The following is a 17,539-nucleotide window of genomic DNA, read 5'->3' as shown; positions in this document are numbered from 1 at the left end:
TGCCCGGGTGAATTCGCGGCGAAGTGCTGCCGCCGTCTGCTAGGACAGGTCGCCGCGCCCGCGTCAGTAGAGGAAGACCGGCAGGAAGGAGCGGTCGTGGGCGTGCACAAGCGCGAGGAACAGCACGAGGTCGAAGAGCAGGTGCACCGAGACGACGTAGGTGAAGGACTTCGTGAGCCGGAAGGTGTAGCCCTGCAGGAGCGCGAAGGGGAAGGTCAACAGCGGCCCCCAGGCCTCATAGCCGATCTCCCACAGGAACGACGAGAACATCACGGCGGTCAGCAGGTTCGCGATCCACACGGGGAAGTGCCGGATGAGAAGCGTGAAGACCGTGCAGATGAAGAACAGCTCGTCCCAGATGCCGACGGCGTTGACCCCGAGGAAGAGGCGCCAGAAGATCGTGGGATCGGATGAGGCATCCGGCCAGTTCTCATAGACCTCGGTGCTGATGAGGTAGACCGGCAGGATCAGGTAGCCGAGGAGGACGACGCCCAGGAGGTAGAGCTTGGCAAGCAGCGACCACTTCTTGCCCGTGAACATGGGAAAGCGGATGATGCGCTCCCGGTAGACCCAGCGGTGGATCGCATAGGGCACCGCGACGGCGAGCGCGAGAGCCGTGCCCATCGCGACCATGTGGCCGATGCTGAGGTCGGCGTGGAGCGGCACCGTGCTGATGATGAGCAGGCCGGCGGCGATGAGCGCGAGATGCTTGAGCAGCTCGCGGTCGACCGCCATCGCGACCAGGAGGCCGGCCGCGAGCGTCGGGTAGCCGAAGGGCGTCTGGATCCCGAAGAGGAGCAGGGCCGAGGCGGAGATGAGCGCGGTCGGCAGGAGCTTGCGGACGTAGTCGCGCGCAGGCGCTGTCGTCACGGGCGCGGCGGCAGTGGTCACCCCTCCAGCATGCACTAGGAGCCCCGCTCGCCCACGTTTCACGCGACACGCCGCGGAGGAAAGGACACGTTTGCACTGTTCGAACATATGTTCGAAAATAGTTGCGTGGCAGTGCTTCTCGGTTCCCGCTCCTCCGCTCTCGCGGAGCGCTCCGAGGTGCGCGAGGAACTCCAGGCGCGCATCCGGCAGATGCAGTCCACGCGGCTGCCTGAGAGGTCCCTCCCGCTGCTCGACGAACTGCGCCCGCTTCTGCCGGAGGGGCTGCGCGCGGGCGCCACCTACTCCGTCACAGGGTCGACGAGTCTCGCCCTCGCGCTGCTGGCCGCACCCTCCCGCGAAGGGGCGTGGTGCGGGATGCTCGGCCTCCCCCACCTCGGCACCGAGGCAGCCGCGGGACTCGGCATCGAACTGGACCGGCTCGTGCTCGTGCCGGATGCCGGCGCCCGCTGGCTCGGGGTCGCCGCCGCCATGACCGAGGTGCTGGGGCTCGTCGTCGCAGCCCCCTCCCGCGTCACCCCCGCCGAGGCCTCCCGCCTCGCGGCCCGGCTGCGGCAGCGCGAGAGCACCCTCATCGTGCTGGGCCCCTGGCCGCAGGCCGACGCCGTGCTGCGCGCCACGGCGAGCGACTGGAGCGGGCTGGGGCGTGGTCACGGGCACCTCATGAGCCGTCGGCTGCGCGTCGAGACCGTCTCCCGCGGCGGGCGCCCCCGCTCGCGCGTCATCACCCTCCCCACTCGAGGCACGGATGCTGCGGCCTCCCCTGCCGCGACAGAGCCGCCGCTGCGGCTCGCCCCCGACCCCACGGCCACACCCGCCGCCCATGCCTCCTGAATCGCCCGTGGAGACTGTCGTGCGCACCATGGTGCTGTGGTTCCCCGACTGGCCGGTCGTCGCGGCCCGGAGCATCCACGGACTGCCCCCCGCAGCATCCGTCGCCGTCATCGATCGCGGCATCGTCATCGCCTGCTCGGCCGAGGCGCGACAGGAGGGCGTGCGGCGGGGCCTGCGCGTGCGCGAGGCTCAACTGCGCAGCCCCGCCCTCACGGTGCACCCCCACGACCCCGAGACGGATGCGCGCGCCTTCGACCCCGTCATCGCCGCGATCGAGCAGGTCATTCCGGGGGTGCAGCTCATCAGGCCGGGGCTGTGCGCCGTGCGGGCACGCGGGGCAGCGCGCTACTACGGCGGCGAGGAACAGGCCGCCACCGCCGTGCTCGACCGCCTGCTCCACGAGGGTCACCCGCCCGCCGTGGTCGGCATCGCCGACGGTCGCTACACAGCGGAGCAGGCCGCCATGCAGGCTCTCCTGGGCGACACGGAGGGGCAGGCGATTGCGATCGTCCCCCCTGGCGCCTCCCCCGCCTTCCTGGCCGCCCTGCCGATCGAGGCGGTCGACGCCCCCGAACTCGCACCGCTCCTGCGGCGGCTCGGCGCCCGCACCCTCGGGGATTTCGCTGCGCTCGATGCGAGCGACGTGCGGGCCCGCTTCGGCGAGGAGGGAGCCGCCGCACACGAGCGGGCGGCGGGGCTCGACCGCAGACCGGTCATACCCCGCCTGCCCCCGCGCGACTTCGACTCAGGGATCGATTTCGAGCCACCCCTCGACCGTGTCGACCAGATCGCCTTCGCCCTGCGCGCGGTCGCGGAGCGCTGCGCGGGCGGACTGACCTCCGCGGGACTCGTCTGCACGGGCATCCGGGTCACTGTCACAAGCGACCGCGGCGAGCGCAGCGAACGCGAGTGGAACCACCCCCGACACTTCACACCCGCCGAGATCGTCGACCGCGTGCGCTGGCAGCTGCAGGGCTCGGGCGGCGTCGAGGGCGGACTGGAATCCCCCATCGCGCGTGTCGTGATCTCCCCCACCCGCGTCGACGCGATCTCCCATCACGAGGAGGGACTGTGGGGGCGCAGCCCCGACGAGCGGATCCACCACGGCCTCTCCCGCATCCAGAGCATGCTGGGGCACGAGGCCGTGCTCACGGCGGTGCCGGGCGGCGGGCGCCTCCTCGCGGAACGGCGCGTGCTCGTGCCCTGGGGCGATGCACCACCGCCCCGGGAGCGGCTCGCAGCCGACCGGCCCTGGCCCGGGAGCCTGCCAGAACCCGCCCCCGCGACCGTCTACGACCCCCCGCTCGCCGCCACCGTGCTCGATGACGGGGAGAGCAGCGTCGACGTGGATCGCCGGGGTCGCCTGAGTGCCGAGCTCGCCTGGATCAGCATCGACGAGCTGCAGCCGCGGCGGCGGCGGCGGGTGACCGCATGGGCGGGGCCGTGGCCGCTGCGCCAGCGCTGGTGGGACCCGGCCAGGGCCCGACGCGCCGACCGCTTCCAGGTGCTCGACGACGACGGTGAGGGCTGGCTGCTCCTGCTCGAGCAGCACCGCTGGCGCGTCGAAGCCCACTACGACTGACCACCGCGAGACCTCGCCGCCCGTGAGAGGAGGACACCATGGGCTGGAACAACCCGCCCGTCACCTGGTCCGAACTCGAGCGCGCCTACTCGGGGGAACCGGCCGCGCTGCGAGCCTCCCAACTGCGGCCCCCGCGCGAGCGCCCCGAGCCTCCCGCCGGCGCGGTCGTGCCCTACGCCGAACTCCACGTGCACTCGCACTTCAGCTTCCTCGACGGCGCCTCCTCGCCGCAGGCCCTCGTCGACGAGGCCGTGCGGCTCGGCCTGCACGCCCTCGCCCTCACCGACCATGACGGGCTCTACGGCGTCGTGCGACTCGCGGAGGCTGCCGAGGGGACGGGTCTCTCGACCGTGTTCGGGGCCGAGCTCTCCCTGGGTCTCAGCGCGCCCCAGAACGGTCACGCGGACCCCGAGGGGGATCACCTCCTCGTGCTCGCCCGCGGGGAAGAGGGCTATCACCGGCTCGCGGGCGCCATCACGACGGGGCAGCTCGCCGCCGATGCCGAAAAGGGGCGCCCCCTCTACGACCTCGACGAGCTCGCGGCCCAGGCGGCGGGCCACTGGGTCGTGCTGACGGGATGCCGCAAGGGCGCCGTGCGACGCGCCCTCGATGCCGAGGGAGAGCTCGGAGCGGCCCGAGAGGTCGATCGTCTCGTGACCCTCTTCGGGCACGACAACGTCGTCGTCGAACTCTTCGACCAGGGCGGCCCCCTAGATTCCCAGCACAACGACACGCTCGCCCGCATCGCCGAGCGCGCGGGGCTCTCCACGATCGCGACGAACGTCGTGCACTACGCGACGCCTGACGAGCATCCACTCGCCTCCGCCGTCGCCGCCGTGCGTGCCCGCCGCAGCCTCGACGAGATGGATGCGTGGCTGCCCGCGAGCGACGGCGCCCACCTGCGCAGCGGAGCCGAGATGGCGGAGCGCTTCGCCCGCTACCCGGGCGCGGTCGCCCGCACGGTCGAACTCGCTGAGCAGCTCGCGTTCCCCCTGCGCGCGGCACGGCCGAAACTGCCGAAGCAGGACGTGCCGGAGGGGCACACGCCCATGTCGTGGCTGCGGGAGCTCGTGCGCCGGGGCACGCTCGAGAAGTATCCGAGGGCCGACGAGTCAGTGCACGCAAGGCTCGAGCAGGAGCTGCGCGTGATCGAGGCAAAGGACTTTCCCGGCTACTTCCTGATCGTGCACGACATCGTGCGCTTTGCGAAGAGCCGCGGCATCCTCTGTCAGGGTCGCGGCTCCGCGGCGAACTCGGCCGTCTGCTACGCGCTCGGCATCACGGCGGTCGACTCGATCTTCTACGGGCTGCCCTTCGAGCGCTTTCTCTCGAGCCTGCGCGAGGAGGAGCCCGACATCGACGTCGACTTCGACTCCGACCGGCGCGAGGAGGTCATCCAGTACGTCTACGAGAAGTACGGCCGCCGCAATGCCGCCCAGGTGGCGAACGTCATCAGCTACCGCCCCAAGAATGCGGTGCGCGACATGGCGAAGGCGCTCGGCTACAGCCAGGGGCAGCAGGATGCCTGGTCGAAGCAGGTCGAGCGCTGGCACGACATCGGCAGCGACCACGAGATCCCCGGCCCCGTCGTCGATCTCGCCGAGAGCCTGCTCAAGGCGCCCCGCCACCTCGGCATCCACTCGGGCGGCATGGTGCTGACCGAGCGTCCCGTCGGCGAGGTGTGCCCCATCGAGCACGCCCGCATGGAGAACCGCACGGTGTTGCAGTGGGACAAGGACGACTGCGAGTGGATGGGCCTCGTCAAGTTCGACCTGCTGGGGCTCGGCATGCTCGCGGCCATGCAGTACTGCTTCGACCTCATCGAGGAGAACCTCGGCGAGCGCTGGAGCGTCGAGACGCTGCCCAGGGAGGAGCAGGGGGTCTACGACATGCTCTGCCGGGCGGATGCGATCGGCGTCTTCCAGGTGGAGAGCCGCGCCCAGCTCGCGACGCTCCCGCGACTCAAGCCGCGCTGCTTCTATGACCTCGTCGTCGAGATCGCCCTCATCCGTCCGGGTCCCATCCAGGGTGGGGCTGTGCACCCCTACATCCGCCGTCGCACGGGGCAGGAGGATGTGACGTACCTGCACCCCCTTGTCGAGCCCGTGCTCAAACGAACGCTGGGGGTCCCCCTCTTCCAGGAGCAGCTCATGCAGATGGCGGTCGCGGTGGGCGGATGCTCGGCCGAAGACGCCGACCTGCTGCGGCGGGCGATGGGGTCCAAGCGCGGCATCGAGCGCATCGAGTCGCTCCGGGCGAAGCTTTACGAGGGCATGGCGGCCAATGGCATCACGGGCCAGGTCGCGGATGATGTCTACGCCCGTATCGAGGCTTTCGCGAACTTCGGTTTCGCCGAGTCGCACTCGCTGAGCTTCGCAGTGCTCGTCTATGCGAGTTCCTGGCTCAAGCTCCACTACCCCGGCGCCTTCCTCGCCGCCCTCCTGCGCGCCCAGCCGATGGGTTTCTACTCCCCCCAGACCCTTGTGGCGGATGCGCGGCGTCACGGCGTGGAGGTGCGGCGTCCCGACATCCTCTGTTCCCAGGCAGAGGCGACCCTCGAGGCCCTGAGCACTCGAGAAACACTGGGGCCGGATGCCGCGGCCACGGGCAACGACGCGTGCCTGAGTTTTGAGCAGCCCCCCGTCGCCCCCTTCGATCGCTCCCACCCCGACCCGGTCGAGCACCGCCGTGACGGTGCCTTCGCCGTGCGTCTGGGGCTTGCGGGCGTCACGAGCATCGGCGAGAAGCTCGCGGAGCGGATTGTCGCCGAGCGCGAGGAGGGCGGCCCCTACCGCTCGCTCGCCGATCTCTCGCGCCGCGTGGGCCTCAGCACGGAGCAGCTCGAGGCGCTGGCCGCGGCGGGCGCCTTCGACTCGCTCGGTGTGAGCCGGCGCGAGGCGCTGTGGGATGCGGGCGCCGCGGCGCAGGAGCGTCCCGACACGCTCGAGGGCACGTCCATCGCGATCCAGCCGCCGCTTCTGCCCCTGCTCTCCCCCGCCGAGCAGGTCGCCTACGACCTGTGGGCGACGGGGGTGTCGACCGACGATCATCCGGTACGCCACATCCGCCCCCATCTCGACCGGCGCGGCGTGCTGCCGATGTCTCGGCTGGAGTCGTGCGAGTCGGGGCGCCGCGTCGAGGTGGGCGGGGTCGTGACGCACCGGCAGCGACCTCACACGGCGAGCGGCATGACCTTCCTCAACGTCGAGGACGAGACGGGCATGCTCAACGTCATCGCGAGCAAGGGGGTGTGGGCCCGCTACCGCCGGGTGGCCCGTGAGTCTCCCGCTCTCCTCGTGCGGGGCATCCTCGAGCGCTCCCCCGACGGCGTCGTCAACCTGGTCGCAGACCGCTTCGAGGAGCTGCGGATGCCCGTGCGCACGGAGTCGCGGAACTTCCGCTGAGCGGTCGCGGCGCGGGCTGGAAGATCACTGGGCACGACCCGCGCGGACGCGCCGTACGATGCGGAACACCACCCTCGAAGGAGTTGTGCCATGGCAGAGAAAGGCAACACCGAGACGGTGTCCGACGTCATCGTCGAGCGCCTGCTCGACTGGGACGTCGAGCGGGTCTTCGGCTACAGCGGGGACGGCATCAACGGCTTCCTTGCCGCGCTGCAACGCGCCGACGAGGGCCCCGAGTTCGTGCAGGCGCGCCACGAGGAGAACGCGGCGTTCATGGCCGTGGGGCACGCGAAGTACACGGGCGCCGTGGGGGTCGTGACCTCAACGCAGGGCCCCGGCGCGGTTCACCTGCTCAACGGCCTCTACGATGCAAAGCTCGATCACGTACCAGTTGTTGCCATCGTCGGCCAGCAGACGACGAGCGTGCTCGGCTCGGGCTACATGCAGGAGATCAACCTCTCGACGCTCTTCGCCGACGTCGCCTCCTTCGTGCAGCTCGTCGCCTCCCCCGAGCAGGTCCCCATGGTGATCGACCGCGCCTTCCGCAGCGCTCTGAGCAATCGCGGCCCTGCGGTCGTCATCCTGCCCCACGACGTGCAGATCGCCGACGCTCCCGAGCACGAACACACGCACGGGGTGATGCTGACCTCCGCCGTCTTCGACCGGGGGCGCATCCTGCCCCCAGCCGAACAGCTCGAGGCGGCTGCGCGCGTGCTTGCGGAGGGCAGCAGGGTCGCCCTCCTCGTAGGGCAAGGCGCCAAGGATGCAGGCGAAGAAGTTGTCGCAATCGCCGAGAAGCTGGGCGCCGGCATCACCACGAGCCTCCTCGGCAAGCCCTACGTCGACGAGTCGCTGCCCTTTTCGACGGGCGTCATGGGCCATCTCGGCACGACGGCGAGCGGCCACCTGCTGGGCAACTGCGACACCCTGCTCATCGTGGGCTCAAGCGACCCGTGGACGGAGTTCTATCCCGCCCCAGGGCAGGCCCGCGCCGTGCAGATCGACGTCGATGCGGGGCGAATCGGTGACCGCTACCCCGTCGAGGTGGGGCTCGCGGGCGATGCGGCCGCGACACTGCGCGCCCTCGTCAAGGTACTGCCCGAGGCATCCGACCGCTCCTGGCGGCAGGAGGTCGAGGAGCAGGTGCGCACGTGGCACGAGATCAGCGAGACCCGGGCGCTCGTCGACGCGCAGCCCGTCAACCCGGAACTCGTCGTCCGACGTTTGAGTGAGCGAATGCCCGCCGACGCCCAGGTGGCGCTCGATGTGGGCAGCATCGTCTATTGGTATGCCAGGCAGCTTCGCCTGCCGCCCGGTGTGCCCGCCCACGTCTCTTCCACGCTCGCCAGCATGGGCTGCGGGATGCCTTACGGCATCGCGGGCAAGCTCGCGCACCCAGAACGTCCCATGATCGTGCTTGCGGGCGACGGCGGAACCCAGATGACCGGCGTGGCCGAGCTCATCACGCTCAGCAAGATGTGGCCCAGATGGAACGACCCCCGCTTCGTCCTCTGCGTGATCAACAACCGGGACCTCGCCGAGGTCAGCTGGGAGCAGCGCGAGAACGAGGGCGAGCCGCGCTTCGCCGCCAGCCAGGCCCTCCCCGACTTCCGATACTCGGCCTACGCCGAGCTCCTGGGCCTGCAGGGCATCCTCGTCGACGACCCCGCGCAGCTGGCGGACGCGTGGGACGCGGCGCTCTCCTCCGAACGGCCCGTCGTGCTCGAGGTCATCACCGACCCCTCGACACCCCTGCTTCCCCCGTTCCCCGCGGGAGAGGAGAAGCTCGACACGATGCATGACGCTATCGACCGCGAGGGCGAGTCGGGCGAACGGGCGAACGCGCTGCTCACGGAATACGCGGGACACGAGCATCACGAAGAATGAGCGAGGGCGCGGCGGCGCCATGGAGGGACAGCAATGAGCAAGGCCGCCCGTTCGCTGCGCCTGCGCGCATCCGGATTCGGCCACTGGATAGCCCGCACCGTGAAACCGGCGTTCCGCGCCGGCCGGTTGATCCTTGCTGGCAAGACCGCCCTCGCGGCGGGCATCGCCTGGCCCGTCGCCCACATCGTGCCAGGCGTCGACGAGTACTCCTACTACGCCCCCATGGGTGCCCTCATCGTCATGATGCCTACCGTCATGGGCTCCCTCCGGTCGACCCTGCAGACGGTCATAGGGCTCGCGCTCGGCGTGCTGCTCGCCTGGGCCGTCATCCTCTCGCCTTTCCCTCTCGGACCGAGCGTGGCCCTCGCGGTCGGTCTCGGGGTCGTGCTGGGGGGCCTCGGTGGCCTTGGGGCGGGCCGTGACTGGCTGCCCATCGCGGCACTCTTTGTGCTCGTGATCGGCGGCTCCGACGCCGAGGGCTATTCGATCGCCTATCTGGTGCAGACAGGGCTCGGGATGCTCGTGGGCGTCATCGTCAACGTCACGATCATGCCGCCCCTGTGGTTGAACGAGTCCTCGATGACGGTGGGGCGTCTTCGCCGTCGGCTGGCCGAGATCCTCTCGGACTTGGGCGATCGCATCCGGGAGGGGATCGAGCGCGACGACCTGCCGCAGCAGTTGGCCGAGTTCGAGGCATCGCTGCGCGAGGCGGAGAGCGTGGTCGCGGATGCCGCGGACAGCCAGCGCTTCAATCCCCGTTCCCGGCGGCATCCCTACGATGCGGCGCGAGATGCACGGGATCTGGACGCCCTCGACCGTCTCGCCGCCCATGTCAGGAGCGTGGTCGACGATGCCGAGCTTCGCATGCCAGACCCGGAGGACGTGCCCGCGCACGATGGGGAGAACCTCGCGGACATCGTCGATAGGGCGCTGCAGCGCCTCGCCCACCTCGTGCAGGCATGGGACACGAACGACGATGTGGACCCGGCGCTCGCCAAGGCGCATGAGGCCGTCGATCACCTAGACGAGGCGACCAACACCACCCGGAGCGCCAGCGGTCCCCTTCCGCCTGCGCCGGGCCTCGAGTCCGACGTGCGGCACATGCTCGCGATCATCGAGCGCAGGCTGCGTGTGGACCAGTCGGCCGAGGCGCGCGCACGATGACTCTCTGCTGCCGCTCCGCCCATCTGGGTACCCTCACGGCATGACTCCTTCATCGCACGCGTCTACTCCGTCGCCCACGTCGTCTTCTGGCCGCACGGTCCTCATTGCAGGAGCCTCGGGTTTCATCGGCGGTGAGCTCGTGCGCCAACTCCGCGACAGCGGGCACCGCGTCGTGCGCCTGGTTCGTCGCCCTGTCGCCCACGAGGACGAGCGTCAGTGGGATCCCGCGGCCCACGAGATTCCGGCCGCCGCGATCGAGGAGGCCGACGCTGTCGTGAACCTTTCGGGGGCATCCCTCTCCCGCCTGCCCTGGACCTACCGCTATAAGCGCCAGATCCTTCACTCGCGTCTCGACGCCACCTCGACCCTCGCCCAGGCGATCGCGGCGGCGAAGTCGCCCCCCACCGTTTTCGTGAGCGGCTCCGCGGTCGGCTACTACGGCGACCGACCCCACGAGGTGCTCGACGAGGAATCGAGTCGGGGCAGCGGCTTCCTCCCGCGCGTCGTCGAGTCGTGGGAGGGCGCCACGCGGGCCGCGGATGCCACCACCCGCGTTGTCCACGCGCGCACGGGTCTCGTGCTGGGCGACGGCGGCGCGCTCGCCCCGCTCCAGCTCCTCGCGCGGCTGGGCCTCGCGGGCCCGCTCGGGGACGGTCGACAGGTGTGGCCGTGGATCAGCCTGCACGACGAGGCGGCGGCCATCCGTCACCTGCTCTTCGATTCGACGCTGCGTGGGCCCGTGAATCTCGTGGGACCGAACCCCGCCTCGGCGGGTGAGATCGCGCAGCTGACGGCCCATCGACTCGGCCGCCCCTACTGGCTACCGGCACCGCGCTGGGCGATCATCGCAGGACTGGCCGATGCGGGGCGGGGGCTCCTGCTCGCGGATCAGCGCATCCGGCCGAGCCGGCTGCTGGACGACGGATTCGAGTTTCGCGAGCCCACGGCCGAGAAGGCGATCGTCTCGGGCCTCACATAGCCCCGCGAGGCCGTATTCTGGACTATTGCCCTTACTCCCCCTCCGCGCGACAGGACCGCCCATGTCTTCCCCGAGCACAAACACCAGCGAGATCGCGCACCCCACCGTCGAGGGGGTGACGACCGCGGCGCGTGATCGCCTCGTGATCGGGCTGCTGCTGGTCTCGGCCTTCGTCGTGATCCTCAACGAGACGATCATGGGCGTCGCCCAGCCGCAGATCCAGGAGGATCTAGGCATTCCCTACAGTGCCGTGCAGTGGCTCACAACCGGGTTCCTGCTGACGATGGCGATCGTCATCCCGACGACCGGCTTCCTCCTCAAGCGCTTCCACACCCGCACCATTTTCCTCACGGCCATGACGCTCTTCACGGTCGGCACCTTCGTATGCGCGGTCGCACCGACCTTCGGCATCTTGCTTGCGGGCCGCATCACGCAGGCCAGCGGCACCGCCATCATGATGCCGCTGCTCATGACGACCGTCATGATGCTCGTGCCCCCGGCCGCACGTGGCCGCACGATGGGCAACATCTCCATCGTCATCTCGGTCGCTCCCGCGATCGGGCCGACCATCTCGGGCCTCGTGCTCAATGTGCTCGACTGGCCCTGGTTGTTCTGGCTCGTGCTGCCGATCGCCGGCACCGCCCTCATGCTGGGAGCGGCCAAGATCAGCAACGTGACGGAACCGACACGCGCCCCCGTCGACGTCACCTCGATCCTGCTCTCGGCCTTTGCCTTCGGCGGACTCATCTACGGCCTCAGCAGCCTCGGCGAGGCCGCGCGCGGCCACATCATCGTTCCCGTCTGGGTGCCGCTCGTCGTGGGCGGCGTCGCGCTGCTCGTCTTCGCCCTCCGTCAGCTGCGCCTGCAGCGCACGGACCGCGCCCTCCTCGATCTGCGCACCTTCTTGAGCCCGGTCTTCACCGTCTCGACGACGCTTCTCGTCGTCTGCATGGTGGCGCTCTTCGGTGCGATCATCGTGCTGCCCATCTATACGCAGGACGTCTTGGGGCTCCAGCCGCTTCAGACCGGTCTCCTGCTGCTGCCCGGCGGCGTCCTGATGGGCGTGCTGGCTCCCTTCGTCGGGCGCGCCTACGACCGTTTCGGGGCGAGGACGCTTGTCATTCCCGGGTCCTTCGTCACGAGTGCGGCGCTCTGGAGCATGACGCTCCTGCGGGTCGAAACCCCTTTCCACTTCGTGCTGATCGCCCACCTGACACTCAGCGTGGGACTCGCCCTGCTCTTCACCCCACTCTTCACCTCCGCACTGGGTTCGCTGGAACGGGGCCTCTACCCGCATGGCAGCGCGATCATCGGCACGGTTCAGCAGGTCGGCGGTGCGGCAGGCACGGCCCTCTTCATCACGCTCATGACGGCGCGCTCGGTCGAGATGCTCGCGGGCGGGGCAAGCGAGGTGATCGCGACGGCGGAAGGCATCCAGGCTGCGGCTCTCGGCGGCGGAATCGCGTCGCTGTTCCTCGTCGTTGGCGCGTTCTTCATTCGCACCCCCAAGAATGCGGCAGCCGTGCCCGGCGGTCACTAGGCCGGGCGGGCTGCTGCGGATGCTTCGAGGCTTCGCCCAGGGCGTCGCCCTCCTGCTGCGCGGCTTCCGCGCGTGGGGCAGCAACCCGGGAGTGATGCTCCTGGGGCTCATCCCTGCCGTCATCACATCCCTCCTCTTCGGGGCCGGGATCGTCGCCCTCGCCGTGCACCTCGAGCCCATCACGGCCGCACTGACGGGCTTCGCCGAGAGCTGGGACGAACCCTGGCAAGGTGTGCTGCGCGTCGCCGTCGGGGGTGCCCTGCTGGGAGCATCCGTTCTCGTCGCGATCTACACCTTCACCCTCGTGACCCTCACGATCGGCGCCCCCTTCTTCGAGCGCATCTCGCGGGCCGTCGATGACAGGATCTCGCCCGTCGCCGAGGGCGAGGAGCCTCCCTTCCTGCGCGGTCTGCTCCGCGGCATCGGGGAGGGGCTTGCCCTGCTCGCCCTCACCCTGCTGACAGGCGCTGCGCTGTTTTTGCTCGGCCTCATCCCACTCGTGGGCGCGGTGACGGCCGCGGTCGCCGGTGCCTTCACGGGAGGGTGGGTGTTGGCGCTCGAGCTCACCGCTACGGCGTTCGAGCGCCGCGGCATCCGCCTGGGAGGGCGACGAAGGATGCTCGCTCGGGAGCGCTCCGTCACGCTGGGTTTCGGCGTCGCAGCGTTCCTGCTGTTTCTCGTGCCTTTGGGCGCCGTCGCGACGATGCCTGCTGCCGTGGCGGGCGCGACGCTGCTCGCCCGCCGCTCGCTGGGCGAACCGACGAGCCCCCGCGCCGCAGCCTAGCTACTCGCCGCTGATCGCCTGTTCGAGGCGCTCGAGCTTGCCCTCGAGTTCTCCCGTGTAGCCGGGACGGATGTCTGCCTTGAGCACGAGGGAGACGCGCGAGCCGTACTCGCCCACGGCCTCAGTGGCCCGCTTGACGACGTCGAAGACCTCATCCCACTCCCCCTCGATGGTCGTGAACATGGCGTCGGTGCGGTGGGGAAGACCGGACTCTTTCACGATCTTCACGGCCGCCGCGACGGCATCGTGCACGGATCCATCGGTGCGGCCGGTGCCGCCGGGCGAGACAGAGAAGGCTACGAGCATCCTCCCAGTCTAGGGAGCCGCCGTGATAGCGCTGACAGCCTGTTCATAGCCATCATCGATAGCGTCTCGCCCGACAGACGAAAGGCGTGAACCCGTGGCGGCGATGGCAACTCGAAGCAGGCTCCTGATCATCGGCGGGATCATCGTCGTACTCGGAATCGTGGCCGCGCTTGCGGGCCCCATCGTCTACCGCGACCTCATCGCGGGACCTGCCGCCGACGAACCGACCGCCGAACTCCAGGAGGCCGGCGCACTGGAACCGAGCACGCTGGAGGAAGGCGAACTCGCGGGCACCTGGACCGTGACGAGCGGCTCCTACGCCGGCTACCGCGTGGACGAGGTGCTGAACGGCACGGATGTCACGGTGACGGGTCGCACGGAGCAGGTGAGCGGCACCGTGGAGACGAGCGAGATGACGGTGACGGCGGCGACGATCACGGTCGACGTCGCAAGCATCACGACCGATTCGTCGAACCGCGACGAGTACTTCCGCAATCGGGCTCTCCTGGTCGAGCAGTACCCCACTGCGACCTTTGAGCTCGCCGGTCCCATCGCCGCACCTGAGGGCGCGAGCGTCGACGAGCCCCAGACGGTCGCTGCCACGGGCATTCTCACGATGGCAGGGGTGAGCCGCGACGTCACGGTTGAGCTCGTCGCGGCCGTGTCGGGATCGACCGTTCAGGTGGCGGGCCAGATCCCGGTGACGTTCGCCGACTACGGAGTAGAGGCGCCCAACCTGGGCTTCGTGCAGGTGGAGCCGAGCGGGTTCGTCGAGTTCCTCGTCGTGTTTGAAAAACTAGAGGGCGATTGACGCTGACCCCTCGCAGGATGAGTCTCAGGGACGTACACTCCCGTCACCTCTCATCGGCGAAGGGTCTCATGATGGCACGTCTCTCCAAATTCATCCTCGCTCTCTTCGGTGCCGCGGCACTCGTGCTCCTCGGCGCGACGCCCGCGAACGCCGACCATTTCTCCGGCATGGAGGGCACCGAGCAGTGTGAACGGGGCAGCAGTTCGACGGGCGGGCCCTCGACGACGCTGTACTCCACGAGCACGAAGGAGCTTCGCATCCGCGGTTCCCTGACGCTCTTGTGCTACTTCTCGCTGCCCGAATTCATCCCCGAATGTGAGACGTGCATGGGGGGATATAAGGGTGACTGGACGGCGCCCACCCGTCCACAGTTCGTGCGCGACGGCGACTACTGCTTCGCGCCGGGCACCAACAACGGCACGGCAAGCCCGGGCGGCCACTGGGCACAGCCCGCCGATCACACCCTCGCGGTCTTCTACCGCACACATGCTGTGCTGACCTGCTACTGGGCGGATGATCCCACCGACGATCCCGGCTACTGGGGCTGAGCGCCCCGCGCTCGCTCGTCGATCGTGAGGTCGGCGAGCGATCGCGGGTCCTCCAGGGCGAGGAAGGCCTCCTCCTGTGCGGCCCAACGCTCCCAGTGGGGCGCATAGGCGTCCCCGTCTCGGGCGAGCGCTCTCGCGCGGCGCGTCACTGCGTCGAGCTCGACCCACACTCCGAATGTCGCGAGCGCGCGTGAGGCTCGGCTCAGGGCACCGCAACCCTCGATGACGAGGGGCAGCGTGGGATCGAGCGGATGCCAGGTGCCGGGACGGTCGAGCTCCCAGTCCCAGCTGCGCCACCCCGGGGCATCCGCCCGCAGCACGGAGTCGACGACCATTGCGCTGCCGGCCGCGAGGCCATCCCAGCCCGGGTAGAAGTCGTCGAGCCGCACGAGCTGGCACTTGTCGATCGCGGCGGCGAGGGCGCGCGCGAGGGTCGTCTTGCCCGAACCGGAGCGCCCATCGATGAGGACGACGGGGCGTGCGTGGCCCGCGACCTCGTCGACGATCTGAGGCACATGGGCAACGACGGCCCACTCGGTTTCAATTCCCTCGGTCACGACCGTGCCCAGATGACGTTCCAATCGCCGGTCGCGACAGCCACGGTGACGGCGGCTGCGGCGATACCTGCACCGACGAGGATGAGGGCGACGTCACGCCCTCCGAAGTGCGATTCCCTCGCCCAGCTGCGCTCGGTGTCTCCCCCGAATCCCCGCGCCTCCATGGCTGTCGCGAGCTTGCTGCCGCGCCGGATCGCGATGACGAGGAGGGCGAACGCCTGACCGGGCAGGCGGCGCAGGCGGCCGCGGTCCGCCACGCCGCGTGCTCGCCTGGCGAGCTCGATGCTGCGCCAATCCTCGATGAGCAGCCCGACGAGCCGCAGTCCGGCGAGGCCGCCCAGCACGAAGCGCGAGGGAAGCTTGGCGACCTGCGCGAGGCCGTCGGCGAGGTCGGTGGGGTCGATCGTGATGAAGAGCACGACGGCGGGCAGGCCGATGGCGAGAATACGCAGCACGGTCGCGATTGCCAGGGTCAGGGACCCGTCGGTCACATGCACGAAGAGCCACTCGAGATGCGTGCGACCGGATGCCTCGCCGTAGAGCGCGATCGTCACGCCCGCGAGCGGCGCCATGACCCACACCGGGAGGGTGCGGAGCCAGAAGGTGCGGGCGCTGATTCCCGCGAAGGCGAAGAGCACGAGTTCGAGTCCGAGCGCGACCGTGGCCGACACCCAGTCGATCGACAGCACGAGCACTCCCGCGACGAGGAGTGCGGTGGCGAGCTTGGCAACCGGGTTCACCCCGGAGATGGCGCTCGTGCGGCGTTCGAGGGTGACGCTCACGACAGCACCGCCTCGCGCTGCGGGGTCAGCGCGTGCGTGCGGGTGGCGAGCGCCTCGATGAGCTCCTCATCGTGCGTCGCCATGACGATGGCGCTGCCGTCGTCGAGCAGGCCGGCGAACATCGCGACGAGCTCCTCCCACGTGCGGGAGTCCTGCCCGAAGGTGGGCTCGTCGAGCACAAGCAGCGGCGGCCGGGTGGCGAGCATTGTCGCGACGGAGAGGCGCCGCTTCTCTCCACCCGAGAGGGTGAAGGGGTTGGCGTCGGCGAGATGCGCTAGGCGCAGCCGCGCGAGGAGTTCGTCGACCCGTTCCTCGATCTCGCTCGCCCCGAGCTTCAGGGCGCGCAGCCCCACCGCGAGCTCCTCCCGCACGCGCCCCGTGAGCAGCTGGTGCTCCGGGTCCTGGAAGACCGTCCCGATGCGGGTGAGCAGCTCCCGCGAACGCCAGCGGATCGGATGCGCCCCCGCGCGCCCCGCGAGTGTGCGGTGCGCGTGTACGGTCCCCTCCGCGGGCGGGAGGAGCCCCGCGAGCGTGAGGGCGACGGTCGATTTGCCGACACCATTCGGGCCCGTGAGCACGAGTGCCTGCCCGGCTGCGACGAAGAGCTCCACCCCGCTCTGTACGGCATCGCCGCGCGTGCGGGCGACCGCGAGGGCCTCGGTGCTCAGAAGTGGCGGGCCCGCCTCGATATTCCGCCGCTGCGGCCGACGCGGCGGATGCGCAGGCACCCAGATTCCGGATGCCGCGAGCGCCTCGCCCTCGCCCGTGAGCACCTGCTCGGGGCTGCCGTCGGCGAGCACTCCCCCCTCAGCCCCCAGCACGACGACCCGGTCGACGAGTCCGCGCCAGACGGCGACGCGGTGTTCCACCACAAGGAGGGTCGCTCCCGTGCGGTCGAGCACGCGCCGGGTGGCCTCGACGACCTCACGTACGCCCTCCGGGTCGAGATTCGCGGTCGGCTCGTCGAGGAGCAGCAGTCGAGGCTGCATCGCCAGCACTCCCGCGAGCGCGAGCCGCTGCTTCTGCCCTCCCGAGAGGGCACTCGTGGGATGCTCCAGCGCGAGGTCGAGCCCCACGGTCTCGAGGGCCTCTCCCACACGCCGCCACGTCTCCTCGCGCGGTACGCCAAGGTTCTCGCAGCCGAAGGCGATGTCGTCGCCGACGCGGGCGAGGATCACCTGCGAATCGGGGTCCTGCAGCACGAGGCCCGCGGTTCCCCGCTGGTTCGCGGGCGCGCTGCCGTCGATCTCCAGCTCCCCCGACGCCTCGCCCTCCTCCTCTCCGCCGAGCACGCCCGCGAGGCCGTGCATCAGCGTCGACTTGCCCGAGCCGGAGGCGCCCAGCAACAGCACCCGCTCCCCCGGCTCGATGAGCAGGTCGAGGTCGCGCACCGCCCAATCAGGGCGGCCCGCGTGACGCCAGCCCCAGCCGCGGGCACTCACGCGAGCGCCCGTGGCCGCGGCATCCGTCATC

15 protein-coding genes are annotated in these 17,539 nt (G+C 70.0%); 10 read left to right on the top strand and 5 right to left on the bottom strand.

The features are described 5' to 3' along the window. Positions 1 to 63: 63 nt before the first annotated feature. On the bottom strand, positions 64 to 891 hold the full coding sequence (locus tag OH146_RS00475; RefSeq protein WP_265156291.1) for a CPBP family glutamic-type intramembrane protease: 828 nt from the start codon (positions 889 to 891) through the stop codon (positions 64 to 66). Between the two features lie 105 nt (positions 892 to 996). Between OH146_RS00475 and imuA' the strand changes: the two genes are divergently transcribed. From imuA' to OH146_RS00435, 8 genes are all read left to right on the top strand, one after another. Continuing rightward, the gene (imuA', locus tag OH146_RS00470) at positions 997 to 1,722 is read left to right on the top strand and encodes a DnaE2-dependent mutagenesis accessory factor ImuA' (RefSeq protein WP_265156289.1); all 726 of its coding nucleotides are present in this window, start codon (positions 997 to 999) and stop codon (positions 1,720 to 1,722) included. After that, a complete protein-coding gene (locus tag OH146_RS00465; protein WP_265156287.1) occupies positions 1,712 to 3,304 on the top strand; it encodes a DNA polymerase Y family protein in 1,593 nt (530 codons plus the stop codon). Before imuA' ends, OH146_RS00465 begins: the two co-directional genes overlap by 11 nt. 38 nt (positions 3,305 to 3,342) lie before the next feature. Continuing rightward, complete coding sequence (locus tag OH146_RS00460) at positions 3,343 to 6,708, top strand: error-prone DNA polymerase (RefSeq protein ID WP_265156285.1); 3,366 nt, start codon at positions 3,343 to 3,345, stop codon at positions 6,706 to 6,708. A 90-nt stretch (positions 6,709 to 6,798) separates the two neighbouring features. Further along, the gene (locus tag OH146_RS00455) at positions 6,799 to 8,595 is read left to right on the top strand and encodes a thiamine pyrophosphate-requiring protein (RefSeq protein ID WP_265156283.1); all 1,797 of its coding nucleotides are present in this window, start codon (positions 6,799 to 6,801) and stop codon (positions 8,593 to 8,595) included. A 33-nt stretch (positions 8,596 to 8,628) separates the two neighbouring features. After that, entirely contained in the window at positions 8,629 to 9,759 is a 1,131-nt protein-coding gene (locus OH146_RS00450) for an FUSC family protein (RefSeq protein ID WP_265156280.1), read from the top strand. Between the two features lie 40 nt (positions 9,760 to 9,799). Next, on the top strand, positions 9,800 to 10,738 hold the full coding sequence (locus OH146_RS00445) for a TIGR01777 family oxidoreductase (RefSeq protein ID WP_265156278.1): 939 nt from the start codon (positions 9,800 to 9,802) through the stop codon (positions 10,736 to 10,738). Between the two features lie 61 nt (positions 10,739 to 10,799). Next, entirely contained in the window at positions 10,800 to 12,278 is a 1,479-nt protein-coding gene (locus tag OH146_RS00440; RefSeq protein WP_265156276.1) for an MDR family MFS transporter, read from the top strand. 19 nt (positions 12,279 to 12,297) lie between these two features. Further along, entirely contained in the window at positions 12,298 to 13,062 is a 765-nt protein-coding gene (locus OH146_RS00435) for an EI24 domain-containing protein (RefSeq protein WP_265156275.1), read from the top strand. Here OH146_RS00435 and OH146_RS00430 read toward each other — a convergent pair whose 3' ends face one another. After that, positions 13,063 to 13,368 carry a thiamine-binding protein gene (locus OH146_RS00430; RefSeq protein WP_265156273.1) on the bottom strand — a complete coding sequence of 102 codons (306 nt, stop codon included), beginning with the start codon at positions 13,366 to 13,368 and terminating at the stop codon, positions 13,063 to 13,065. It lies immediately after the preceding gene. A 103-nt stretch (positions 13,369 to 13,471) separates the two neighbouring features. Here OH146_RS00430 and OH146_RS00425 point away from each other — a divergent pair, with 103 nt between their 5' ends. Beyond that, the gene (locus tag OH146_RS00425; RefSeq protein ID WP_265160559.1) at positions 13,472 to 14,179 is read left to right on the top strand and encodes a YceI family protein; all 708 of its coding nucleotides are present in this window, start codon (positions 13,472 to 13,474) and stop codon (positions 14,177 to 14,179) included. 71 nt (positions 14,180 to 14,250) lie between these two features. Beyond that, entirely contained in the window at positions 14,251 to 14,727 is a 477-nt protein-coding gene (locus OH146_RS00420; protein ID WP_265156271.1) for a hypothetical protein, read from the top strand. On the opposite strand, the gene OH146_RS00415 is transcribed toward OH146_RS00420, so the two are convergent. Genes OH146_RS00415 through OH146_RS00405 form a run of 3 tightly spaced genes read right to left on the bottom strand, consistent with a single transcriptional unit; the run spans position 14,715 to position 17,538 of the window. After that, the gene (locus OH146_RS00415) at positions 14,715 to 15,284 is read right to left on the bottom strand and encodes a nucleoside/nucleotide kinase family protein (RefSeq protein ID WP_265156270.1); all 570 of its coding nucleotides are present in this window, start codon (positions 15,282 to 15,284) and stop codon (positions 14,715 to 14,717) included. The two genes, OH146_RS00420 and OH146_RS00415, sit on opposite strands and share 13 nt — an antisense overlap. Beyond that, positions 15,281 to 16,066 carry an energy-coupling factor transporter transmembrane component T family protein gene (locus OH146_RS00410; RefSeq protein ID WP_265156268.1) on the bottom strand — a complete coding sequence of 262 codons (786 nt, stop codon included), beginning with the start codon at positions 16,064 to 16,066 and terminating at the stop codon, positions 15,281 to 15,283. The genes OH146_RS00415 and OH146_RS00410 overlap by 4 nt, the downstream gene beginning before the upstream one ends. Next, positions 16,063 to 17,538: an ABC transporter ATP-binding protein gene (locus tag OH146_RS00405; RefSeq protein ID WP_265156266.1), complete on the bottom strand. Its 1,476-nt coding sequence runs from the start codon at positions 17,536 to 17,538 to the stop codon at positions 16,063 to 16,065. The genes OH146_RS00410 and OH146_RS00405 overlap by 4 nt, the downstream gene beginning before the upstream one ends. Position 17,539: the final 1 nt, after the last annotated feature.

This window comes from Homoserinimonas sedimenticola, from assembly GCF_026094475.1.
Lineage (GTDB): Bacteria > Actinomycetota > Actinomycetes > Actinomycetales > Microbacteriaceae > Homoserinimonas > Homoserinimonas sedimenticola.
The sequence above is the reverse complement of the archived record's forward strand: the minus strand, read 5'-3'. Positions and strand labels throughout refer to the sequence as shown.